Here is a 23,515-nt window from a genome sequence, read left to right as displayed (position 1 = left end):
CCCCGCGCCGGCATCGGCCCGACGACGGGTCGGCCGCGCCGGGCACCGTCCTTTCGGCCGGTTTCCCCGCCGTCACCCGTCCTCGTAGCGCTCGACCCAGGGGCGGTCCTTGGGCCGGTGCCCGCCGGGCTTGCAGCCGGCGAACGGGCCGGCGGGGTCGCGCAGCGTGCTCATCGTCGGCCACAGGTGGTTCTGGTGCCACACCGCCGGGTCCGAGGGCGCCGCCCGCGGGGAGGTCCGCTCCTGCCAGGCGAGCCACAGCCCGTGCAGGTAGGCGATCGCCTCCGGATGCTCCCACCAGCGCGGGCACCACGGCGCGCCGGAGGTGACCTCGCCGCCGTAGACCGGCAGCAGCAGGCCCTCCACCCAGGCGGCCAACCGGCGCAGTTCCTCGGCGTACTCGGGGCCGTCCAGGTAGAGGACGAAGAACGGCTTCCGCGCCGGCTCGTCGGTCAGCACCGCAACGTCCCCTCGTCACCGGGGTCGACGTCGAGCGCGGCGGTGATCCGCCGGTACGCGTCGACCCGCTTGCCCACCTGCCCGGCGTTGCCGCCGCCGCACTCCAGCGCGCCGTTGATGCTGCGGATCGTGCCGCCGAAGCCCTCGCCGCCGGTGATCGCCGCGTGCGGGGTGGTGGTGCCCGCGCCGCGCTGGGTCATCCAGAACCAGAGCGCGGTCTGCCACGCCACCGACGGGTCGGTCGCCACCAGGTCCGGGTTGCCGAGCAGGTCGAGCCCGAGCGCGTCGCCGGCCGCCTTGTAGTTGCTGTTCCAGCTCAACTGGATCGGCCCCCGCCCGTGGTAGGCGGTCCGGCCGGCCGGGCACCCGTAGGGCTGACCGCCGTCGCAGTAGGTGCCCCAGGCGGCCCGGTCGATCTCGTCGACGTGCGCCAGGCCGCCGGTCTCGTGGTCGACGTTGGCCAGGAACGCCGCCAGTTCCCGCCGCCGGGTCGCCTCGTCGCCGGTGGCGGCGAACGCCGGGAACTTCGCCATCGCGTCGGTGAGCCCGGCGTACGTGTAGAAGGAGTCGCGGCCCGGGAACAGGGTGTCGAACGTCGACCCGGTCAGCGGTGCGCCGTCGCCGTCCGGGACCACGCGCTTCCCCGACCCGACGGACACCGACGGGGGCAGCTCCGGCGACGGCGTGGCGGTGGACGTGTCCGTGCCGCCGATGGTGTAGCGGGCGAACAGGCCACGCACCCGCAACGGGTAGCTGTCCATCAGGATGACCGGCATGCCGCCCTGCGCCTTCACCGCCTCCAGGCCCTGGTCCCAGGCCATCAGGGTGAGCGTGAGGTGGTCGCCGACGACGGTCTCCTCGTCCAGCATCCGCTGGGTCTCCTCGGCCAGGTGGCAGAAGTACCGGGCGTGGGCGTGGATCGAGTCCTCCGGGTCCAGCGCCGACGCCTCGCCGCTGTCGTCGTCGTCCTCGCCGTAGCGCTCGAACACCTCGGGGGTCAACTGGGACAACCCCTTGCGGCCCTCCTGGCCCTCCTTGTCCGCGTCGAAGTCCGACGCGTACTCGATCTGCGCCGCGAGGATCACCGGGGTGAGCAGGTCGCACTCCCGGGCGGCGGCCCGGATCGGCGCGACCAGGTCCTTCTCCGGCACGCCGGACTCCTGGAACCCGCCGCGGCCGTCACCGCCGGCGAGTTCGGTGAGCACGCTGCCGCCGGCGCCCGGCCCGAGCGTGCTCTCCGGGTCCGGGGAGTAGGAGGTCATCTGCGAGCCGCTGAGCAGGATGACGACCACCAGGACGATCAGGGCCAGCGCCGCCATCGCCGCGAGCGGGAGCATCCCGACCATCGAGATGACCAGCCAGGCGAGCTGGGTGGTCCCGAACCGGTTCGTCGCGGTCTGGTGCGCGGCCCGCGCGGCCGCCAGCTTGGACACCGGCGCTCACCCGGCCCGCTGGCGCCAGGCCGCCGCCGCGCGTTCGGTCACGGCCTGCGCCTCGGCCTTCGCCGCCGCCGCGATCGGCGCCGCGTCCGGCTCCTTGAACCAGGGCCGCAGCCGGATCACCGCCGGCCGTACGCCGGTCGCCAGCAGCAGCGCCGTCCCCTTGGGCAACGCCCGGATCCGGTCCGCCGGCAGCGCCTGCTCCTGCCGGTACGACACCGACCGGGACGAGCCGTCGCGGGACCGGGAGTAGGTCGGGGTACGCACGTCGTGCTGCCCCACCAGGCGGGCCACCTTGTCCACGAAGTCGGCGTCGTCCAGCCCGGCGCCCAGCAGCTTGACCGTGGCCGCGCTCCACAACGCGTCCATCCCGGCGTCGCCCCAGACCCGCACCCCCTGCCGGTAGCTCTGCAACAGCGTCACCACGCTGATGCCGCGCGAGCCGAGGTGGCTGTAGAGGTCGGGCAGGTCGGCGATGCGGCACACGTTCGCCGCCTCGTCCAGCACGGCGGTCATCGGCGGGTCCAGCCGGCCGCCCATCCGCTCGGCGGCCACCACGCCGGCCCGCACCACCGCGTCCGCCAGCCCGGCGATCACCCCGGCGGCCGACCCGCCGCCGTCCTTGGACAGCAGGTAGAGCGTGTCCCGGCCGAGCACGTGCTCCTCCGGCACGAACTCCGGGCGGTCCGGGTCGGGGCTGACCCAGGCCAGGATCTCCGGGTCGAGCAGGCAGGCGACGCACTGCCGGGACGTCTCGTAGATGCCGTCGCGGGTCTGCACCGCCCCGCGTACGGTGCCCTGGAGCTGGTCGGCCATCGCGTCCAGGCCGGCGTCGCGGAGCAGGTCGATCGGGGTACGGTCGCCCGGGTCGGCGAGCCAGCCCAGCATCTCGCCGACCGTCGCGCCACCGTGCGCGGCGGCCAGGAACAGCGCGGTGAGGGTGTTCTGCGCGGCGGCGATCCAGAAGTCCTTCTTGGACGCGTCGTCGTTGACCGAGCTGACGAAGTGCCCGGCGAGCCGCCGCGCGCCCTCCAGCGTGCGGCAACCGCCGAGCATGTCCCACCACATGTCGCGCTCGGAGTAGACGATGCCCTGCGGGTCGAACGTCCACACCCGGCCCACCCGCGCCCGCTCCTGCCGGGTGACCAGATAGACGTCGGACTTGTTGGAGGTCAACAGCACCGCGCCGGGCGCCCGCAGCACCCGGGGAACGGCGATGCCGGTGGACTTGCCGGCGCGCGGGGCCATCAGGTCCAGCTCCACGTCCTCGTACGAGGACCGCAGCTCCGGGCCCGACGGCAGCAGGTCGCCGAGCAGGTTGCCGGTGTCGTCCGGGCGCAGCCGGGGCACGTCGCGCAACGAGGGGCGCAGCTCCCGGGCCCGGGCCTCGGCCGCCTTGCCGGTCATCCCCCGCAGGTCGGCCGGGCCGGCCAGGTTCGACGACTGGACGCCCAGCCGGCGGACCACCGCGCGGGTCCCGGCGACCACCGGCGCGGCGAGCAGCGGCAGCAGCGCGATCGCGCCCGCGTACACCAGGGCCGGGGGCACACCCGGCCACACCGCTCCGGCGCCGCCACCGAGCAGGCTCAGGTAGACGTCCAGGCGGAACGGCGGCGGCTGCCAGCCGTAGCCGCCGAGCGCGGCGGCGAGCGTGCCGCCGAGCCACAGCAGCACGAACGCGGCGAGGTTGACGAGCGCGAGCCCGGGAATGAGCCAGGGCAGCAGGTCGCCGCCCGCGCCGCGCCTCATCGGGCCGCCCCGCCGGGCCGGTCGCCGGCCGTCACGGCACGCACCACCGCGGCCCGTTCGGCGAGCATCCGCTCGGCGTCGCCGTTGGCGATCCACCGCGTGTTCGTGTCGTGCAGGTGCCGCTCGGCGTCGGTGATCGCGACCCGGATCGGGATGCCGGGCCGCCCACCCACCTTGATCAGGAACCGGCCCCGGCCGGGCGGCTCCTCGTTGCCGCCGTCCTGCGCCCAGCCGGCCGGCGACGACCAGGACGACACCAGATCGATCTCGCGCCGGGACAGCCCCACCACGCGGGCCAGCTCCTCCATCTCCGCCCTCGGCAGGCCGGCGCAGGCGACCATGCCCGCACGCTCCACGAAACCGCGCGCCTTGGCCTTGTCCGCCTCGCTCCCCAGCGCCTCGGCGTCCTTCAGGGTGTGGGTGATCTTCGCGTCGGCCAGGCCGAGCGAACGGTTCAGCCGGGTCAGCGCGTCGATCCGGTCGACGATGCCGGACGCCGCCCGCAGCGGGCGCCACAGCTCGTCCAGCACGGTGAAGAACCAGCGGCGCGGCGCCAACCCGGCGTCGGCGAGGGCGTGCGAGGCGGACACCGTACCCAGGCCGTCGGACCAGGCGGCGAGCATCGCGGCGGCGGTCAACTGGCCGTCCGCCTCCCCGATACGGGAGATGTCGATGCAGACCGCGGTGGCGTCGGGGTCGATCCGGGTGGCGGTCTCCGAGGCGAACGTGTCGCCCAGCGGGCCGTCCACGATGCCCAGCAGCGACCGGTGCAGCGGGTCGACCGCGTCCCGGTACCGGGACTCCTGACCCCGGTCCAGGGTGACCTGCCGGACCTGCGGCGGCCCGGACTCCAGCACCGCGAGCAGGTCCGGCAGCCGGTACGTCCGGCCCGGCCCGGTGCGCTCGCGCAGGTGCCGCAGGCAGGCCGACAGCACCGACTGCTCGTGGTCGCTGATCGGCGCGCCGCGCACGATGGTCAGCAGCGCGGCGACCATGTTCAGCACCCGGCCGTGGGACTCGGCGGCCAGCGCCTCGCCGGCCTGCCCACCGATGCGCGCGGCCGCCGCGCCCATCGCGCCCGGATCCAGCACGTTGAGCCCGCCGACGCCCCGGGCGATGGAGATGACCTGCCCGCCGAGCGCGCGGACGGTGTCCGCGTAGTCCGGCTTCAGGTCACCGAGCACCAGCGGGACGACGCCCTGCCCGGCCAGGCCGATCAGCATCCGGTTGATCAGCGTGGACTTGCCGAGACCCGGCATGCCGAGCATGAACAACGACGGGTTGGAGATGTAGCGCGCCCGGGTGAACCAGTTGAGCGGGTCGCCGCAGACCGTCGCGCCGGTGCTGATGTGCTGGCCCAGCGGGACCCCGGTCATCGGGGCGCCGGAACCGGAGGCGAACGGCCAGAGCCCGCACGCCTGCACGGTGGTGGCCCGCCACATCGTCGGCGGGTCCAGCGTGGCCACCCGGCCGCCGCCCACGGCGGGCGAGCCGCGGTGCGGCACCCCGTCGGCGTCGTCCTGCCGGGCCAGCCGCTGCCGGTACCGCCGCTCGGCCGCCTCCTCGGCGGCCCGTCGCCGCCGGGCCCGCCGCAGCGCCCGGGGGGTCTGCCCGTCGGTCTCGTCGGGCTCCCGCTCCTGCGCGTCGACGTCCGGCACGACCAGGCCGGACATCGCGGTGGTCGGCCCGGACGTGCGGCGGGGCCAGCCCGCGGCGAAGTGCGGCACCCGGGCGCCCTCCGCGCCCGCTCCGGCCGTCACAGCGCCTCCTGGAGGTCCTGCGGGACGATCGACTGCTCCCAGGGCAGGATGCCGACCGGCAGGGCGCAGGTGAACGCCGCCGCCTGCATCCGGTCCGCCGGTCGCATCGCGATCCGGGTGGCGCCGAGCAGGTTGCGCATCGTCACGTTCGCGTCGCGTACCTCGGCGGCCGAGTCGACGGTCAGCGTCACGAGCATCGAGAACTCCACCAGACCGGCGCCGGAGGCCTCCTCCGCCGCGGTCTGCTCGGCCGCCTGGATCTCCGCGACCGCCCGCGCCCGGACCAGGCCCTTCGTCGAGTTCGCCATGAACTGGGCGGACCGGCGGTCCGACTCGACGATCCGGGCGGAGGTCGCCGGGTCGATCGGGCGGTAGACGAGCGCCACCCGCTTGCGGCGGACGCCGGCGGTCGGGTCGAGGATGCTGCGCAGGATGCCCGAGCGCACCACGCCGCGCGGCGCCATGGTCAGCAGCCAGCTCCGGGACACCCCGGAATCGTGCTGGTAGGAGGTGACCGTCTCGACCGCCGCGGCCGGCCCGGCGTCCTCCCACTCCAGCCCGGTCCGGCCGTGCCGGGCGCGTACGTCGAGCACCTCGGCCGCGGCGGCCGGGTCGTACGCGACCCGGACGACCTCGGCGATCCGCTCCGCGGACAGCGGCTCCGCCGACCCGCCGCCGGCGGCCACCAGCCCGTTCAGGATCCCCTGCAACCGCAGCGCCAGGTCGGCGAGCATGGTGTCGTCGTCACGCCGGGCCCCACCGGGCGCCGAGTAGGTCAGCGTCAGGTAGGTGTTCATCTCCGACGACGCGTCCGGGTAGGAGCGCACCACCTCCTCCATCACCGCCCGCGCGGCGGGCGGCGCGTCCGGGGAGAGCCGACCCAGCACCTCGGTGGCGAGCCGGGTGCCCGGGTCCGGCGCGGTCTCCACCACCACCGACGCGCCGCGCAGCCCCGGCTCGTGGGCCAGCCGGGACAGCCACTCGCCCCACAGCGCCACCCACGTGTCCACCTGGTCCGGGTCGACGAGCGAACCGCCGTCGGGCTCGCAGCTCAGCACGATGGTGTACTGGTGCCGGTTGCGGTGGTGCAGCACCCCGAACGGCCGGTCGTACGGGTCGCGGCCCTCCAGCATGGTCACCCGGCTCAGCAGGCCGGGCGGGCGGAACCGGCCGCCGGGCCGGGACGACAGCGGCCCGGACACGTAGAGGTGCTGCCGCTTCGACCTGCGGCGCAGCCAGCCGACCCGGACGCCGGCCATCTGGAAGACGTTGCGGCCGTCCTGGGTACGGATCGCCAGCGGCGCCAGCGTCAGCGCGAACGGCAGGCCCACCACCACTGCCGCGTCCAGCGAGATCATGGACGCGAGCAGGACCACGACGAGGCCGCCGAAGAGGCCGAAGGTGCCGATCAGGCCCAACGAGCCCAGGCCGGCCTTGCGGGGGCGGCGCCAGTTGCCGTACGTGGGTGTCTTGATCTGGTCGATTGCGGTGCTCATGGTCGTCCTCCTGGGCCGGGCCTAGTCGCGGTCGGGGTCCGGCAGCGCGCCGCGGGCGATGCCGGCGGCGTGCCGGTGGGTGCCGGCGACGGCGCCGGCGCTCTTCTGCACGGTCCAGGCGGCGGCCCCGACCGCGCCGCTGACCACCCGGCCGGCCGTCGACACGGCGCGGCGCCCGCCGCCACCGCCCGATCCGCCGCCTGCCGGGTCGCTGCCGGACGGTGGGCTGCTCGCCGGCGCCGGCTCGCTCGCCGGTGCGGGGGTGCTGCCGGAGGCGGTGCCGGCGGGCGCGGGTTCGCTCGGCGGCGCGGGCGTGCTTCCCGACGCCGGCTCACCGCCGGTCGCCGGTGTGCCGCCGGCCGCCGGTGTGCTGCCCGACGCCTTCTGCCCGCCGCCGGACGTGGACGCGGTGTCGGACGTCGACGCGGTGTCGGATGCGCCGTCGGCGGTGGCACCGCCCTCCGTCTGCGTCGCGCCGTCCGCCGTGGTTGCGCCGTCGGCCTTCGACGCGCCGTCCGTCTTCGAGGCGCCACCGCCCTTGGACACCGCGCCGGACGGTGAGCCGCCGCCGCCCGACGACCGGGCCGCGCCACCGCCCCCGCCCCCGCCGTGACCGCCGCCGGCGATCCGCTTGGCCCCGCTCGCCACCGCGCCCGCCGCGGCCGCGCCGGCGGCCACGCCCGCGCCCACCCCGTCGGACGAGCCGAGCGCCGCCATCGCCGGTACGACCAGCCGCATCAGCGCGGGCAGCGCGACGGCGGCCATCAGCAGGATCGCGGCGCCGGCAAGCTTGTAGTGCTTGGCGTCACCGTCGACCGAGCCGATCATCGCCGCCCCGGAATACATGATCAGCCCGACCACCGGCTTGAACGCCAACCAGGCCACCATCCAGGCGATGTGCTTGCGCCACCACCCGCCGCCCGACTCGGTCATCGACGCCGCGGCGGCCAGCGGCAGGGTGCCGGTGAGCAGCACCATCGCGCCGAGCCGCACATACATCAGGATCACGTGGACGCAGCCGGCGATGAGCAGGAGCAGGCCGATGATGATCAGCAGGAAGGCGGTCAGGCCGTCGGTCCCGCAGTTCGCGATCAGCTTGAGCTGCGCCTTGATGCCCTGGTCGTAGAGGTGGTCGCTGTACCGGTCGGCCTCGGTGGCGAGCAGGTTGAGCACGGTCCAGGCCGCGCCCACGGTCAGCACCATGCGGACCAGGCCCTGCAGCGCGGTCCACAGCGACTGGCCCCGGCGCAGCAACGCCATCCGGAACGCGGCGGCCAGCAGCGACGCCACCGCGATGGTCACCACGAGCCAGTCGGTCTGCAGGTGGATCTGGTCGTTGATCTTCTCGTCACCCAGCGTCGGCACGTCGCCGAGGTTGGCGAACAGCTCCACCGCCGCGCCCATGATCGCGCCGGCGATGTCGCTGAGGATGCCGTCGATGCCCCGCTCGAAGAAGCCGACGACCTGCCCGATCTCGCCGATGTAGACGGCGTCGCCGGTCGCGCACTCAGCCATGCCCGGCCTCGTTCCACAGCACGAAGCCGGCCAGCGACAGGACCGGGGTGACCGGCCCGTACAGGCCGCCCGAGTTCAACGGGCGCAGCCGCCAGTCCACGCCGTTCCAGTCCGCCGTGTAGTCCACCGAGAAGTACCGCGCTGTCGCCTGCCGGACCAGCACCCGGACCACCGCCGTGCGGGGCGTGTAGCGCACCACCAGGAACCCGGCGAGCCGGTTGGTGGTCTGCGGCGGGCCGTCCTCCGGCAGCGACTCGCGCATCGCGTCGAAGTAGTCCCGTCCCAGGCCGGGCACGAGCTGCTGACCGCTGACCACCCGCCAGTCCGGGCCGCTCATCTGCCGCGAGATGGTGTGCACCGCCAGCACCGCGCCCATCGGGGTGTGCGCGAAACACCAGCGCAGCGGCCCGGTGCTCCGCAGCGGGCCGGCCGAGGCGGAGAAGGGCGTCTGCGCGCCGTTCACCGGCCGCCAGGTGACGTCGTCCGGCGCCGCGGTCGGGATCGGCTGCGCGGTGTCCACCGTGCGGCAGCCCTGCGGCCGCGACCCGTCCGGCGCGAGCCCGCCGATCGTCGGGCCGGCCGGCGGCGCGGCCCGGGACCCGGCGTCCCCGCCCCCGTAGAGCGCCGCGCCGATACCGGCGCAGAGCGCCAGCACCAGGAAACCCGCCGACACCTGCCACCGGCGGTGCCGCCAGAACGGCCCGTCCTCCGCCGGCTCGGATACGTGTCGCGCACGCATACGTCAGTTCCCCTCGCCCTCGCCGCCGCCGGTGCCGAAGACCCAGGTCACGATCGGGCCGGCGGTGGCGACCAGGATGCAGCCGCCCAGCACCATGCCGAGCCGGCTCATGTGCTCGGAGCTCTCCCCGCGCTTGTGCGAGATGGCCATCACCGCACCGGTGATCAGGACGCCGAGCACGCCCGCCGCGGTGCCCGCCCAGGCGACCAGGCCGAGCGCCTGCTCGACCTTCGTGGCGAGTTCGGTGGGCACCGCGTCATCGCCGGTGCTCGGCTTCGGCACCTCGCTGCCGTCGGACGGTCCCAGGTGGGGCGCGAGGCGGATGCCGAACGGGATCCGCACCAGACCGCTGTAGTAGAGGTCGGAGAGGGCCATGGGTGCTCCTTCGAGGTGGCAGGGGTCGAACAGCCGGCCGGTGGCCGGTCGGGTGGTCACTGGCTGAATCCGAGGGCCTGGACGATCGGCCCGGCGGTGGTCGCGAGCAGGCACGCCGCCATCACGAACGCGATCTGCTTGGTGTACTCGGTCCGCTCCTCCAGCGCGCCGCGCCGCAACTGCGACGCCAGCGTCATGCCGGTCAGCAGCAGGCCGACCACGGCGGCGGCGCTCACGCACCACGCCATCAGGGAGAGCAGCTGCACCACCGGGGCGTTCGGGTCGTCCACGGCCACCTGGTACGGCTCGATCGACGGCGCCTCGAAGCTCTTCTTGTTGATCGCGTTCTCGCACTTGAACTTGCCCGCGTACAGGGCGCCCTTGAGGGTGCACGAGTGCGACCCGGTGATGTCCACGTCGTCCTTGGTCCGCGAGTGGCCGCTCAGGTCGACGAGCATCTCGACGTCCATCCAGACCGTGTCGCCGTCGGTGTACTCGGCGGTCAGGTCGAACGACCCGTCCGTCGAGCCCTTCTTGCCGGAGCAGACGCGGTCGCCGCCCCCGGCCGGGTAGGTGTTCACCGTGGTGGTGGTCTTCAGGCAGATCTTGTAGAGGAAACCGGCGCCGCCGCCGTCCACCGTCACCGTGTAGCTGCCGGCGGCCACCGCCGCACCCGGCGGCGCGAACGCGAGCAGCGCCAGGACCAGGGCGACGATCGTCGCGCCGGAGCGGACCGGCCGGCTCACCGCGCCCCCCGCCCGGGTCGGGCGTCGGCCAGGGCCGCCAGCCGGGCCAGTTGGCGCGGCGGCCGCTGCGGTTCCACCCCGATCCGGTACGACGGGATCCACGGCACCCGGTGCACCGGGGCGATCGCACGCAGCAGCCGGATCCGGCCGAGCAGCGGCGCCGGCAGCCGGCCCGGGGCGTCGGCGATCAGCACCACGCCCACCAGTCGCATTCCGGCCGGATGCCGGCCCTCCCGCATCGCGTTCAGCGCCCGGGAGACCGCCCGCAACCCGTCGGAGTTGGTCCGGCCCACCACCGCGACCCGGGCCGGCTCGCCGATCGCCGGATCGGGCCAGCGGCAGCCGATGTCCACGCCGCCGAGCAGGCGGGTCAGCGTGCTGGCGCCGGCGCCGCCGTGCGCGCCGATCCAGCCGATGCCCTCGTCGGAGAGAGCGTCGCGGCCCCGCACCGGACGCTCGTCGCGCTCCCGCGGTCGCCCCAGCACCATCGGTCGGCTCATCGCCCGCCCCGCCTCCCCTCCCGGTCGTCCGTCGCGCGCGCCGACCGCCACCGGCGGAACCCCGCCGGAGCGATCGACGGCCGCACTACGACGCGACCGCCCGCTCGGTTCGACCGGTATCCCAGGTTTTTTCTCGCGTCCGGCGCTGAACCACCCCCCGCACCGACCCGTAGTCGGTGCACCGCGGTCCGTGGAAGGAGGCGGCACGCCCGAGCCGGCGGTGGACCGCCGGCCGAACCAGCCAGCACCAGCGCTCGAAGGAGTGACCATGTCCGACCCCAGGTACAGCTACGAGCCAGACCCCCGGCAGCCGTCGCGACGCGCCCAGACCTTCGCCGCCGCGCCCGCACCGACGCAGCCCAGCGAGCGGCACTACAGCGTTCCGGTCAACCAGTACAGCCAGTACGCGTACTCGTCGTCGTCCAGCTCGGCGACGCCGCAGTTCACCGACTCGTTCAACGGCGGGCAGCCGCTGCCCACGGCCGCTCCCCCGGCGCGCTCCAGCCGGCAGAACTCGGCCGCGGCCCGCAACTCCGCCGCCGCCAGCCACCAGGTGGAGCGGCTCCGCCGCCGGTCCACCTTCGTGGCCACCGATCCGGACCGGCTCGTGCAGACGGCCCTGGACGTGGGGGCGGTGAGCACGCCGGAGCCGGTCGTACCCCGGCGGGGCAGCCAGGTGAACCCGCGCAACCCCAACCGGCCGACCGAGAGTGAGGCACGCCAGGGCGCCCAGAACGCCGGTTTCAAGGGCCTGACCGACTTCAAGAACTACATGAACACCTATCTGCCGCCCGGGTCGGAGTTCACCGCCAACGCGTTGAACGCCACGGCCGGCCTCCTCGAGGGGTGGGCCGCGCGCGGCACGCAGATCGGCGCGTCCGCCGTCACCGCCCTGAAATCCGGCGTGGAGTTCATCGAGGCCGCGCAGAACGGCGACTGGACCAAGGCCGCCGTCCACGCCGGAAACCTCAGCGGCATGGGCCTGAGCATCGCCGGCACCGCCGCGAACGTCCCGCAGCTCAGCGCCGCCGGCGCGTTCGTCGCGGCCGGGTCCGCCGTCACCAACGCGGCGGTCGACCAGCGGCGGACCGCGATCCAGCAGCAGTCGCAGAACGTCGACCTGGAGCGCGGGCGGACCAGCCCGAGGTCCAGCCCCACCCAGACGACCGGGCCGGCGCCGCAACAGGCGCCGGCCCGCGGTCGCTGACCGACCCGTACGACAAGGCGGGCCCGGGTGATCCTCACCCGGGCCCGCCGTCGTCGGGCCGGGTCAGCGGGCCTGGCGCCAGTTCTGGTTGCTCTGGCTCGCCGCGCACTCCCAGATCTGCAACGGCGCGCCGTCGTCGGAGTTCCAGTCCCGCACGTCCAGGCACTTGCCGGAGTTCGGGTTGCGCACCAGCCCGCCCTCCGTCACCCACACCTGCGCCGGGCCGCCGGTGCACCAGGCGAGCTGCACCTTGGCCGCGTTGTCCCGGGACGCCCACGCGACGTCCATGCACTTGTCCAGCACCTTCAACGTGTCGCCGGGGCCGCGGGTGAACCGCTGCGCCGCGCTGCCGTTGCACTGCCAGAGCTGCAACCGCACCCCGTCGGCCGACTCGCCGTTCGGCACGTCGACGCACTTGTCCGCGTACCCGCGCAGCGCGAACCCGCCGGTCGAACGGACCGCCTTGCGCTCGGCCGGCGGGGCGGCCGGCGTCCCGCCGCCACCGCCACGGAACGTCACCACGACCTCCCCGCAGCCGGGGCAGTTGTAGACGGTCTCGTTGCCCGCCACGCGGTCGTGGGTGGACCACAGGTAGGCGCGCGGACCGAACGGGAGCAGCGCGGCGGTGTAGGCGCTCTCCGCGTCCCGGCTCGGGTTGACGCAGTTCACCCGGTCGCCCCTGGCCCGGTCGCGTACGGCGTGCGCCTCCGGGCAGGCGGCCAGCATCTGTCCGGCTGAGCAGTCCCACCGTGCGCAGCTGCCCGCCTTCTCCGGTCGGGGCGCGCCGGGCGCGTCGATGGTGATCGTGGTGGACACCGCGTCCACGTAGCTGACGTTGTACCAGGGCGCGGCCGGGTCCCGACTGTCGAAGTTGAACTCGGCCAGGCTCACCGGTTCCGCGCCCCGCTCGCACCGGTCGGCGTATGCGCCGCAGTCACCGACGAGGCAGCGGAAGCCGCCGTTCGGGTCGCCGTCGCAGCGCTGGCGGGCGAAGAACCGGCCGCGCCAGTGACCCGGCTCGCCCGCGTCCGGGATGGCGATCGTGGCCCGCTCGCCGGCGCGCAGCACGGGCAGGCCGGTGATCGGCCGCGAGCCGTCCCCGCTCTCCCCGGCGCCGATCCACAGCGTCTCCGCGGTGCCGTTGACGAACGTCAACCGCGCGCCGGCGGCTGCGGTCGCCGTACCACCCGGCACGCCCACGCCCAGCCCGAGGGCGAGCAGCACCACCGCGAGGAGTGCAAGGAGGGGCCCCCTCTTAACGCTTCCGGAGGTGGCGGGGCCCCCTGTTAACACCTCCGTCCATTCTCCGCGCGTCCGTGACGATCCGGTCCTCACAGCCATCTAGCCCTCCCTCGGCCTGGCGGGGACGCGCCGCGTCCCCCGACGTGTGCGGCTGGCGCACGGCCACACGACGGCACGGGAAGTCCTTCGGTTCACCGGAAAGTGGGACGGATCGAGAAGTCCGGTCGACGCCGTCGCGCGTGACGGGACCCGCGCCTCAGCGGGAGATCGGGGCGGTGACGACGGAGGTGCCGTCGGGCAGGCCCACGCCGACGAAGGAGAGCTGGTCGACCGGCGGGCTCAGCTCCCCGGTCACCTCCTGCGGGCCGGTCGAGGCGGTCCAGTCCCGCACCGGGTGGGTGACGCCGTCGCGGGTCACCGCGAAGAGCCGGTAGCGCAGGCCGGGGCGCAGCCCGGTCGCGGTGATCCGGATCGTGGAGCCCTGCCCCTCGTGGGTGGTGATCGACACGGAGAGACCGACGCCCTGGCCGGGCGCCTCCCCGGTCGCGGTCAGCACCAGGTCGTCGCGGCCACCACCGCCGCCGGCCGTGGCCACGATCCCGCCGGTGAGCACCGCCACCGCCAGCGCCACCGCGCCGGCCCAGAGCAGCAGCCGGCGACGTGGGGACGGGGCCCGGGACCGGCCACCGCCGGGCCGTACCCCGCCGGGCGCCGACGCCGGAGCGGTCGTGCCGCCGGGTCCCCGGCCGGGGCGCACCAGCCGTCGGCCCGCGGTCACCGGTGCCCCGTCCGGCGCGGACGCGTCGCCGGGGTCCGGCAACGACCCGGGTACGGAGGCGGACGACGCGCCGACGGCCGGTGCCACCGGCTCGGCGGCCGTTGGCGTGACCGACCCGGAGGCGGCCGTTGGCGTGACCGACCCGGAGGCGGCCGTTGGCGTGACCGACCCGGAGGCGGCCGTTGGCGTGACCGACCCGGAGGCGGCCGTTGGCGTGACCGACCCGGAGGCGGCCGTTGGCGTGACCGACCCGGAGGCGGCCGTTGGCGTGACCGACCCGGAGGCGGCCGTTGGCGTGACCGACCCGGAGGCGGCCGTTGGCGTGACCGACCCGGAGGCGGCCGTTGGCGTGACCGACCCGGAGGCGGCGGGCGGCGCGGACCTCGGCGGCGGGACGGCGGCCGGCGCGGACCTCGGCGGTAGGACGGCGGCCGGCGGGAGGTCGAACTCCGCCCAGTCTCCCGCGTCGAGGGTGTCGAGCCCGCTGGCCGCGCCGCCCAGGTCGGCGGCGGCGGCGAGGCACTCGTCGCAGCCGGCGAGGTGCGCCTCGAAGGCGACGCGGTCGGCGTCGTCGAGCGCGCCGAGCAGGTAGAGCGCCAGCGCCTCGTGCTCGGACGTGGGATTCTCACCGCCGGTACGCATCACGCCCCCCTCCCGACCCGACCACCGGTGCACCGGCGTGACGACCCGGGCCACCGCGACGGTGCCGGGGATCGGACGGGGAGCCGCTGGGACGCGTCATCAGGCCGACTCGATCGGGCCGATCGCCGCGTGCAGCGCCCGCACCGCGTAGTACGTCCGGGACTTTACCGTACCCTCGGGTATCCCCAGCCGCTCCGCGGCCTCGGCGACCGAGGCGCCCTTGTAGTACATCTCGATCAGGACCTCCCGGTGCTCCGGCTTGATCTGCCGCAGGGCGAGGCGGACGGTGTGGGCGCTGACCACCCGCTCCATCTCGTCCTCGGCCGTGGTGAGCCGGTTGAGGTCGGGCACCGCCACCTCCGGCGGCCGGGCCTGCCGGGCCCGGCCGGCGTCGACGGCCACGTGCCGGGCGACGGTGTAGAGCCAGGGCGCGATCCGGCGCGGCTCCTCGGCCAGCGTCGCCAGGTTGCGCCAGGCCCGCAGGAAGGTCTCCTGCACCAGGTCCTCGGCCAACTCCTGCCGGCCGAGCACGAGCCGGGTGACGAACCGCAACAGTGGTTCCCGGTAGGTGTCGTGGATCCAGCGCATCAGGCTCTCCGGGGAACCCTGACCGACGGCTTCGCCCGGCGCTCCGGGATCCACCGCCTCGTTGGGCACCGCCGACACAGAACGCCTCCCCCTGACGTGTGGGGCGCGCCCGCACGGTCGACCCGACGCCGCGGCGCCGAGCCCCTCTGAGGGAGAAGGATAACCGTACTGATCGGACGGTGCCGCCGGCCGGCGCACCGCGACCAGGGTGCCGGCGCTCATCCGACCCGGCCGGTACGTCGCGTCGCAGCCCGGCGCGGGTGCGGCCGGCGGACGGCGGTGCTTGTCGGTCCCGCGACCGGCGGGTGGTGGCGAGTCGACATCGAGCGCTCCGATCGACGGTCCGGCGGCCCCGGCGCGGTTCGTCCGGCGGCGGCCACATTGACGGCCCGGTGTGCCGGTCGGTTCAATGGCGGCCGGACCGGAATCGGATCCGATTCCGGTCGGGTGAACCGAGGACGTCGCGCATACGTCACGCCTGGCGACGTCATCACCGGAAGGGAAGCCCCGTGACACCCGATCTTCCTGGCATCCGATCCCGGCTCGCCCGGATCCCGCGTCGTGTCGTCGCCGCCATCGCGGCCGGCCTCGCGGTGCTGTGCATGGTGGTCGCCTCCGTGAGCTGGGGCATCGCCACGGCCCGGGACGACAAGCTGACCGGCCGTACCGTCTCCGCCGAGCATCTGACCGCGATCCGGGCGGCGGCCCGGTCCTGCCCCACGCTGACCCCGGCCCGCCTGGCCGGCCAGTTGATGACCGAGTCCGGCCTGGACGGACGAGTGAAGAAGACCACATCGGGCGGTCGCGGCTTCGCCGGGCTCGACGACGACCGGTGGAAGTCCTGGGCGCCGTGGCCCGGCGCGGACCGCACCGACGCCGCCGCGAACATCCTCGCGCTGGCCCACCAGATGTGCGACCTCAGCGGGCAGCTACGCCTCGCCGGCATCCCCGGTGACCAGTGGCGGCTGTCCCTGGCCGCGTTCCACACCGGACTCGACCAGGTACGCGACGCCAAGGGTGTGCCGTCCGGGGCGGTCGAGTACGTCGACGACGTGAGCCGCTACGCGGCGTACTACGGCGAGCTGACCGCGTTCGGCGGTTCCGGAGCGACCGGCCCCGAGCCGGAGCGCCGGCAGCCCAAGGCGGTGCCGGCGGGCTACGTACGCCTGGTGGTGCGGGCCGGGTCGGTGTGCCCGGAGGTGCCGCCCGCGGCGGTCGCCGCGCAGCTCATGGCCGTGTCCGGCTTCGACGCGAACCTGCTCGGCGACGACGGCCGGCGCGGGATCGCCCAGTTCCTGCCCGAGGTGTGGCGGGCGCACGGGCCGGCGGGCGCCTCACCGTGGGATCCGCAGGTCGCCGTGCCGGCGGTCGGCACCGCACTGTGCGCGCTGCGGCGGGACCTGGCCGGCCTCGACGGCGACCCGGGCCTGCTGGCGCTGGCCGCCTACCGCAACGGCCCCACCACCCTCCGGCAGACCGGCGGGGAGCTGGACGACGCGACGCAGGCGTTCGTGCGGCGGGTGCGGGAGTTCACCGACTTCTACGCGCTCGACGACCGGCTGCGGGTCCGCTCGGCCGGGCCGAGCCCGTCCCCCGCGTCGCCGTCGCCGTCGCCGTCGCCCTCGCCGTCACCGTCGCCGACGGCCGGTTCCCCCGTGCCGCGGCCCAGCGTGTCGCCGTCGACCCGGCCGCCGGCCGAGCCGGCGAAGCCGGCCCCGCCGAAGCGCCCGTCCGGTGCCAAGCAGCTCGTCGGCAAGGAGACCGGGCTCTGCGCGACCGGCGGCACCGGCGACGGCGTACGCGTCGTCCTGCGGCCGTGCAAGGAGCACAAGCTGCACTGGTGGACGTTCCCGTCCGACGGCAGTGTCCGGGTCAACGGGCTCTGCCTGGACGTGGCCTGGGGTGAGAAGCGCGACGGTGCCCCGGTGCAGACCGCCATCTGCAGCGGCAACCCGGCGCAGAAGTGGCAGTGGATCGAACGCGACGGTCGGCGGTCGCTGTTCAACCGGGAGACGGACCGCTGCCTGGACGTCGACGGGCACGGCGCGGACGCTCCGTTGAACGCGTGGACGTGCGTGTTCAACCCGAAGCAGACCTGGTCGCTGCGCTAGCTGTGGGTAAGGAGGGGCCCCTTCTTAACAGACGTCTGTTAAGAAGGGGCCCCTCCTTACACCCGGTCAGCCGGTGAAGCGGCGGCGACGCAGCCGGTAGACGAGGAAGCCGCCGGCACCGAACAGCACCGCGAACCCCAGGAGCACGGCGACGAGCGCGCCTCCGCCCCGGCCTGCCTGCGCCGCGGCCGGGGCCGGGCCCTCCACCGACGGCGCGACCGCGGCCGCCGGGTTGATCATGCCGGTGCCGTACCGCGCGTCGCCCTCGGCCACCTGCCCGCCCACCGGGTCGGCGGTGCCGCGGATACGCTCCTCGACCTGCGTGGCGGTGAGGCCGGGCTCGACGGCCCGGACCAACGCGGCCGCACCGGCCACGAACGCCACCGCGAGTTCGGTGCCGGTGTTGCCGACCACCTTGCCCCCGCCCACGCCGAGCGTCGCCACCTCGATGCCGGGTGCGACCACCTCGACGGAACCGTCGAGGTACTTCTCGGCGAGCTGCCCGCCGGCACCGACACCGCCGGTGAGCACCAGCGCCCCGCCGCCGGAGCCACCCCGCGGCGACGGCAGCGTCGTGGGCTTGACCGGTGCGCCCGCCACCACCACCACGTCGTGCTCCAGCGCGGTGGACAGCGCGGCCGCCACCGCCGGGTCGGCCAGGTCGACGCGGGAGCCGAGCGCCACCACCTGGGCGCCGGTGCTGACCGCCACCTCGATGGCCGTGGCCGCGTCGGCCGGGCGGGCGTCCCCCGAGGAGCGGACCATCCGCACCGGCACGATCGTCGCGTCCGGGGCCAGGCCCACCGGACGACCGTCGACACTGTCGTCGGCGGCGATGATGCCCGCCATCGCCGTACCGGAACCGAGGCAGTCCTCGTCACCGCGCCCGTTGCCGACGGTGACGTCCGCGCCCACCGCGACCCGGCCGCTGAGCTGTTGGAGTCCGGCGTCGACACCGGTGTCCACGACGGCGACCTTGACCCCGTTGCCCCGGGTCAGCGTCCACGCGCTGTCCGCCGCCATGCGCAGCTGCGCCCACTCCGACCGGCCGCTCGACGCGCTCCTGGCGGTGCACTTCACCCCCGGCGCGGAGCGGGTGGGCGAACCGGACGGGGTGGCGGTGACGTCGGGCGTCGGGCTGCTGTCCGGCCGTGGGCCCGGCGAGCCGGACGGCGTGGGGCGGGCCGACGGCCGACGGGCGGCCGGCAACTGTCCGTACTCGACGCCCTGGCCGGCGGCGTCCCAGGGCAGCACCAGGTACCACCCGGCCCGCAGCGCGGCCGGGTCGGTCAGGCGCCGCCCGTCGGGCTGGACCCGACCGGTGTTGAGCTGGTAGATCTCGGCGGACCGCTCGCCGCTGCCGAGGAACCGCCGGGCGATCTCGGTGAGGTTCTCCGACTGGCCCTGGTAGCGCGCCGTGACCACGTAGTACTTCACGTACGGCTCGGTGTCCGGCGCGGACCCGGCGGCCGGCCGTGGCGCCGCCAGGAACGCGCAGCCGACCATCACCACCACGAGCAGTCGAGCAAGGATGGAGTGCTTCGCCAGCACCGGGGTCCCCTTCCGTCACCGCGGCCCAGACCGTCCGGCCGTCACCGTCTATTGCGGATCAGCGCCGACTTCGTTCAAATCAATCTGAACCAGATTTCCATGGCGCTCGTCATGGAGACCGCCGAGGGTACCGGCCCTCGATGTCGGACAGCTCCGGCCGGCGGGGCGTCGGTGGAAGGCGGGGACGGCGGTGACAGATCTGGCACGGACCGTTGACGGCCGGGGCATCGACCGGGTGCCCAGCACCCGGCGCTTCGACCCGCGCCGGCACCGCCGGGTGCCCGGCCTGCTGGATCTCTGGCTGGTGTGTGGGCCCCGGGGCCGGCCGGCGCTGCCCAGCGCGCCGGAGCGCCCCCTGGACGCGCCGGCCGTGGCCGAGCTGGTGCGGCGCACCGGTGACGCCGCGGACGACGTGCGGATCCTCACCGACGACGGCGCCCGCCACGCCGAGCTGTTCACCGAGGTCGCCGGGTTGCTGGGGCACGACGTGCTGGTCAGCCCGGACGGCGCGGACATCCGGCAGGTGCTGCCCGGCCGCGCCTCCGACGCCGACGCCGACGACGGGCCGCTGCACGCATTGCCGCTGGACCGGGTCACCCGCCAGCCGATGGACTGGCTGGTGTTGCAGCCACCGGGCCTGGCCACGCCGCTGCCCGGCTGGTTCGCGGTGGAGGACGGGCTGGTCCGCCCCCGTACCGGCGTGGTCAACCTGCCGTTGGCGACCGGTGTGGCGTTGGCCACCCGGGCGGACTTCGTGGCCCGGCGGGCCACCGCGCACCGGCTCGGCGCCACCGCACCGGAACTGCTCACGGTGTCGGTCACGGCTCGCTCCGGCGGTTTCCTGATCGGCGACTACAACGGCACCCAGCAGGTACGCGACGCCGGGCACCTGGCCGCGCTCCTCGGTGAGCTGCCGCTCTACGGCGCCGACCTGCGGCTGTGGCTGACCTGGCCCTCCGAGCCGGACGAGCAGGCGAAGCTGCGGGCGCAGGCCGTCGAGCTGGCGGAGACGACCGGCGCCACGATCTGGACCCCGCCGCCGGGCGGTCGGGCGGAACTGGTCGACGACCACCGCCACCTGCGCGCGCTCGACGCGGCCGGCGGCGTGGCACCGTGGCAGGCGCACCGACCGAGGTACGCCGACGGCCCGCCGGCCGTCGACGCGACGCCCGACGGCCTGCTGGTGCCCCGCTCGTCGCGGCAGCGCCTCGTGGTGGCCACCGACGCGCCGGACGACACCGGTACGGGCGACTCCGCGCCGAACGACACCGCCTCGGACGGGTCGGAGGTCGCCGCCCCGGCGCCCGCACCTCGCCCCACGCTCGCCGTCGAGCACCGCCGCGCCGCCCGCTACGGGCCGCCCTGGCTCCGCCCCGGCCAGCAGGTCACGGTCACCGAGTTCGAGGCGTTCGTGCCGGTCGACGGCGAGCTGGAGCGGGCCGCCGCCGAGGGCGTACCCACGCCTGAGCTGTTCCTGGTCGCCCACCTCGACCCGCGGTCCGCGCCGCACCGGGCCGATCTCCTGCGGGTCCGGATCGCCCCCGGCGGGGCGATCCCGGTGCAGGCGCTGCGCTCCCACGTCCCGGCCCGGCTGCAATACCTGCTCGGCGCCCCGGACACCTACCTGCTGCCGGCCGGGCGGCTGGACCGGGCCCGGGTGCGGGACGGGTTCCGGGCCACCGACGACGGCCGGCTGCGCCCGGTCGACGGGCTCGACGGCTCGGCGCTGCGGATCCGCTCCGCGCCGGCGGGGATGTCCACCGGCGGGCTGCCGCACGACGTGAGCCGGTGGCCCGCGCACGGCACCCGGCGGGCGTACGCGCTGCTGCCGGAACGGTCCCGCGGCCTGGCCCCGGGCTGGCTGCCGCTGGCCCGGCGGCGGCCGGCGGCCCGCGCCGGCCGGCTGCTGGTGGAGCTGCGGGTGCCCCGGGGCCGCACGGTCGACGTCGAGGCCACCGCCGACGCGGTCGGCGAACTGCCGCTGGTCCGTGGTCGCGCGCAGCGGCTGCGCGAGGCGGGCGTCGAGCTGATCCTCACCAGCCGCTCCTACGACCGGATCCAGGTGGAGCGGGTCCACCGGGTGCGCGACGGCGTGTGGGAGCCGGTGTCCGGGGTGGCGGGGCCGCTGCCCGTGGCGCTGCGCGCCGCTCAGTCCCCGCCGGCCTCCGGCGCGTCCGCGTCGAGCTGAAGCGACCAACGGCCGGCCGGCACCGGGCCGAGCACCACCGGCACGCACCGCCCGCCGCTGGCGGCGGCGAGCCCCCGCGCGCCGGCCGGGGGCGGTCCGGTGGTGAACACCACGCAGGGCGCCGGCAGGTCGTCGCCCGGACCGGGCGGCTCGGGCAGGCCGGGCAGCCGGCGGGCACCGTCCGGCGGCGCCACGCCCAGCGCGTCGCCCACCACCGCGACGCCGACACCTGCGGCGGTGAGCCCGCCGGCGAGGGCCGCGGCGGCCCGGCGGCAGACCGCCACCGGGCCGACGAGCGTGAGCACGTCGGGCACCCGGGCGAGATCCACGTGCAGGCGCCACGGCCCGCGGTGTCCCAGCACCAGCGGGAGCACCGCCGGCGGGGTCGTCTCCCCCGGGCCCAACCAGGCGTACGGCGGCGCGCCCCGCCCGGCCGCCACCCCGACCAGCCGGACCCGGGCCGGGCCGACGTCGGTGTCCAGGTCGGCGGTGAGGTACGGCAGCTCGCCCGCTGCCGGCAGCGGCGGCCGGGGCAGGTCGACCGGGGTTGCCGGGTCCACCGGCACTCGATCCGGCCGTGCCACGGGCACCGGCGGTTCGGGCGAGGCTTCCGCCTCCCCCGCCGTGGTGGCCAGAGCCGGGACCGGGGCTGCGGACCGGGGCTCACCGGACCCGGGCCTGTCGGAGCCGGGCTTGTCGCCGATCGAGGCGGCTCGGCCGGGCGCGGTGGTCGGAGCGGCCGGGGCGGCGGTCGGGTCCACCATGGACGTCGGCACCGCGCCCGTCGCCGGTCCTGGCGGAGGTGCCGCCGGCACGGCGGTCCGGTCCGGTCCGGTCCGTGCGGGCGCACTCGCCGCCTGGGCCGTCGCGACGCCGCCCGGCGCAGCGGTGGGCTCGGGCCGGGCGGCGTCGCCGGGAGCGGGTGTGTGGTGTCGTTCCGGCGGCCACGGCCCGTCGTCGCCCGCCACGGCCGCGCCGCGGCCGGAGCGGCCCGGGCGCAGCAGCACGATCGCCACCACCGCGAGCAACACCGACAGGACGCCCGCACCGACCCGGATCACCAGCGGGTCGAGGCCGCCCGGCGTGGTCGGCTCCCGCCGCGGAGGCGCGGCGACCTCCCTGGTGGCCGGCGGCCGGGCCGCACCCGACGGCGGCACCCGGGTCGGCGCGGCCGAGGTCCGGGACGGCGCGACCGAGCGGGCCGGCGGGGTGGACGGCGGGACGGACCGGGGGGAGGGCGGGGTCCGGCTCGCGGGCGGGGCGGAGCGGACCCGGATCCGGGGCAGCGGGCCGACGCGTACCCCCTGGCCCCTGGCATCGCGGGGCAGCACCAGCACCCAGCCCGGGTTCAGCGCCAGCCCGTCGGTGAACGTCTCACCGTCCGGTTGGGCCCGGCCGGTGTTCAGTTCGACGATCTCCCGGTAGCGGTTGCCGTTGCCGAGCGTGCGCAGCGCGATGGCGTAAAGGTATTCGCGCTGCCCGTCGACCGGCGGACCGACCACGTAGTACCTGCCGGTCTCCGCCGGCGCCGCCTGCGCCGGAACGCCGGGCACCAGCCAGATCCCGACCAGCACCAGCACCGCCTGAACGGCCCACCGCATCCGCACCCGTCGCCCTCCCTGTCCCCGCCCACCGTCGTCCTGCCGTCCGGGTCACTACGGCCACGGCCGCCGACGGTTCAACCGTGATCGCGGTCCGCCTGATCGGACCTCCGGCCCGACCCACCCCCGGCCGGAGTCCGCTGTCTCGGGCGTGTCGTGGCCGACGACGTGGACTGGTGGAGAGCGACATACCTGTCAGTCATAATCATGACTCACAGGTATGTCGCTCCGATGTGGTCGTTTCTGTGCAGGGGTCACGCACGGTGACCGGTGCGGCGAGAAGCGGCGGTTCGCGTCACGGGGCGGCGGAGAACGCGCCGACCAGCGCGAGCCCGCCGCAGCAGAGCGGCACGATGACGGCCAGCGCGACGAGCATGATGCTGTAGTTGGACCACATGCCGAACCGGGTCACGTCGGTGCCGTGACCGTCGTACACCCGGTTGCGCCAGCCGCCGAAGCGGAACGACAGGTGGTGTGCGGCACCCGGGTGGGCCAGCACCGACGTGGTGACGATCGGCACGCCCAGGAAGTCGGTGTAGCGGACGTCGTGCGGGCCGGCGGGTACCGCGATGTGCCAGGTGCCCTCGCCGGGGATCGGCACCGTCTGCCGGTCGATCTTGAAGCGGCTGGTGGTCGGCACGGGCACCAGGTAGGGCCCGCGGTTCACCGATACGACGAGCACCGCGCAGCCGGGCGGCGGCGCGATCGGATGGGGGTAGGCGACGAACGGCGTGACACCGCCGGGCATGGGCGGGTACGGCTGCGCGGGGAGGTAGGACACGGCTGCCGATTCTGGCACGGTCGCGCACGTCGCCGGATCGGCGGACCG

General features: G+C 75.5%; 19 protein-coding genes. 3 read left to right on the top strand and 16 right to left on the bottom strand.

The annotated features are described in order from the left end of the window. Positions 1–72 precede the first annotated feature (72 nt). The 10 genes from O7598_RS10770 to O7598_RS10725 are packed head-to-tail and all read right to left on the bottom strand — an operon-like array spanning position 73 to position 10,778. Complete coding sequence (locus O7598_RS10770) at positions 73–459, bottom strand: DUF4913 domain-containing protein (RefSeq protein WP_269691181.1); 387 nt, start codon at positions 457–459, stop codon at positions 73–75. Then, a complete protein-coding gene (locus O7598_RS10765; protein WP_269691180.1) occupies positions 453–1,892 on the bottom strand; it encodes a glycoside hydrolase family 19 protein in 1,440 nt (479 codons plus the stop codon). The genes O7598_RS10770 and O7598_RS10765 overlap by 7 nt, the downstream gene beginning before the upstream one ends. Before the next feature lie 6 nt (positions 1,893–1,898). Further along, complete coding sequence (locus O7598_RS10760; protein ID WP_269691179.1) at positions 1,899–3,647, bottom strand: type IV secretory system conjugative DNA transfer family protein; 1,749 nt, start codon at positions 3,645–3,647, stop codon at positions 1,899–1,901. Continuing rightward, positions 3,644–5,407, bottom strand: coding sequence for an ATP/GTP-binding protein (locus O7598_RS10755; protein ID WP_269691178.1), 1,764 nt, complete (start codon positions 5,405–5,407; stop codon positions 3,644–3,646). The genes O7598_RS10760 and O7598_RS10755 overlap by 4 nt, the downstream gene beginning before the upstream one ends. Beyond that, a complete protein-coding gene (locus tag O7598_RS10750; RefSeq protein ID WP_269691177.1) occupies positions 5,404–6,903 on the bottom strand; it encodes an SCO6880 family protein in 1,500 nt (499 codons plus the stop codon). Before O7598_RS10750 ends, O7598_RS10755 begins: the two co-directional genes overlap by 4 nt. A gap of 21 nt (positions 6,904–6,924) precedes the next feature. Further along, positions 6,925–8,418: a hypothetical protein gene (locus O7598_RS10745; RefSeq protein WP_269691176.1), complete on the bottom strand. Its 1,494-nt coding sequence runs from the start codon at positions 8,416–8,418 to the stop codon at positions 6,925–6,927. Then, positions 8,411–9,157: a hypothetical protein gene (locus tag O7598_RS10740; protein WP_269691175.1), complete on the bottom strand. Its 747-nt coding sequence runs from the start codon at positions 9,155–9,157 to the stop codon at positions 8,411–8,413. The genes O7598_RS10745 and O7598_RS10740 overlap by 8 nt, the downstream gene beginning before the upstream one ends. Positions 9,158–9,160: 3 nt before the next feature. Continuing rightward, positions 9,161–9,532 carry a hypothetical protein gene (locus O7598_RS10735; RefSeq protein ID WP_269691174.1) on the bottom strand — a complete coding sequence of 124 codons (372 nt, stop codon included), beginning with the start codon at positions 9,530–9,532 and terminating at the stop codon, positions 9,161–9,163. A gap of 56 nt (positions 9,533–9,588) precedes the next feature. Further along, positions 9,589–10,278, bottom strand: coding sequence for a hypothetical protein (locus tag O7598_RS10730; protein ID WP_269691173.1), 690 nt, complete (start codon positions 10,276–10,278; stop codon positions 9,589–9,591). Beyond that, positions 10,275–10,778 (bottom strand): hypothetical protein, encoded by a 504-nt coding sequence (locus O7598_RS10725; protein WP_269691172.1) that lies wholly within the window; start codon positions 10,776–10,778, stop codon positions 10,275–10,277. Before O7598_RS10725 ends, O7598_RS10730 begins: the two co-directional genes overlap by 4 nt. Before the next feature lie 268 nt (positions 10,779–11,046). Between O7598_RS10725 and O7598_RS10720 the strand changes: the two genes are divergently transcribed. After that, positions 11,047–11,985, top strand: a complete 939-nt coding sequence (locus O7598_RS10720) for a hypothetical protein (protein WP_269691171.1) — start codon at positions 11,047–11,049, stop codon at positions 11,983–11,985. Positions 11,986–12,048: 63 nt separating this feature from the next. Here O7598_RS10720 and O7598_RS10715 read toward each other — a convergent pair whose 3' ends face one another. The 3 genes from O7598_RS10715 to O7598_RS10705 form a co-directional block, all read right to left on the bottom strand. After that, positions 12,049–13,212 carry a ricin-type beta-trefoil lectin domain protein gene (locus O7598_RS10715; RefSeq protein WP_442929847.1) on the bottom strand — a complete coding sequence of 388 codons (1,164 nt, stop codon included), beginning with the start codon at positions 13,210–13,212 and terminating at the stop codon, positions 12,049–12,051. Between the two features lie 271 nt (positions 13,213–13,483). Further along, positions 13,484–14,647: a zf-HC2 domain-containing protein gene (locus O7598_RS10710; RefSeq protein ID WP_269691169.1), complete on the bottom strand. Its 1,164-nt coding sequence runs from the start codon at positions 14,645–14,647 to the stop codon at positions 13,484–13,486. Between the two features lie 99 nt (positions 14,648–14,746). After that, a complete protein-coding gene (locus tag O7598_RS10705; RefSeq protein WP_269691168.1) occupies positions 14,747–15,313 on the bottom strand; it encodes a sigma-70 family RNA polymerase sigma factor in 567 nt (188 codons plus the stop codon). Positions 15,314–15,744: 431 nt separating this feature from the next. Here O7598_RS10705 and O7598_RS10700 point away from each other — a divergent pair, with 431 nt between their 5' ends. After that, positions 15,745–17,346, top strand: a complete 1,602-nt coding sequence (locus O7598_RS10700) for a ricin-type beta-trefoil lectin domain protein (protein ID WP_269691167.1) — start codon at positions 15,745–15,747, stop codon at positions 17,344–17,346. Positions 17,347–17,412: 66 nt separating this feature from the next. Here the strand turns inward: O7598_RS10700 and O7598_RS10695 are convergent, their stop codons facing one another. Further along, on the bottom strand, positions 17,413–18,897 hold the full coding sequence (locus O7598_RS10695; protein WP_269691166.1) for a S8 family serine peptidase: 1,485 nt from the start codon (positions 18,895–18,897) through the stop codon (positions 17,413–17,415). A gap of 190 nt (positions 18,898–19,087) precedes the next feature. Here O7598_RS10695 and O7598_RS10690 point away from each other — a divergent pair, with 190 nt between their 5' ends. Then, entirely contained in the window at positions 19,088–21,085 is a 1,998-nt protein-coding gene (locus tag O7598_RS10690) for a hypothetical protein (protein ID WP_269691165.1), read from the top strand. On the opposite strand, the gene O7598_RS10685 is transcribed toward O7598_RS10690, so the two are convergent. Both O7598_RS10685 and O7598_RS10680 read right to left on the bottom strand, forming a co-directional pair. Continuing rightward, positions 21,046–22,692, bottom strand: coding sequence for a hypothetical protein (locus O7598_RS10685; RefSeq protein ID WP_269691164.1), 1,647 nt, complete (start codon positions 22,690–22,692; stop codon positions 21,046–21,048). The two genes, O7598_RS10690 and O7598_RS10685, sit on opposite strands and share 40 nt — an antisense overlap. Before the next feature lie 289 nt (positions 22,693–22,981). Beyond that, positions 22,982–23,467: a hypothetical protein gene (locus O7598_RS10680; RefSeq protein ID WP_269691163.1), complete on the bottom strand. Its 486-nt coding sequence runs from the start codon at positions 23,465–23,467 to the stop codon at positions 22,982–22,984. Between the last annotated feature and the right edge of the window lie 48 nt (positions 23,468–23,515).

Origin of the sequence: Micromonospora sp. WMMC241 (assembly GCF_027460165.1) — a bacterium.
GTDB classification, from domain to species: Bacteria; Actinomycetota; Actinomycetes; order Mycobacteriales; family Micromonosporaceae; genus Micromonospora; species Micromonospora humi.
This window is presented reverse-complemented; position numbering and strand designations above follow the sequence as displayed.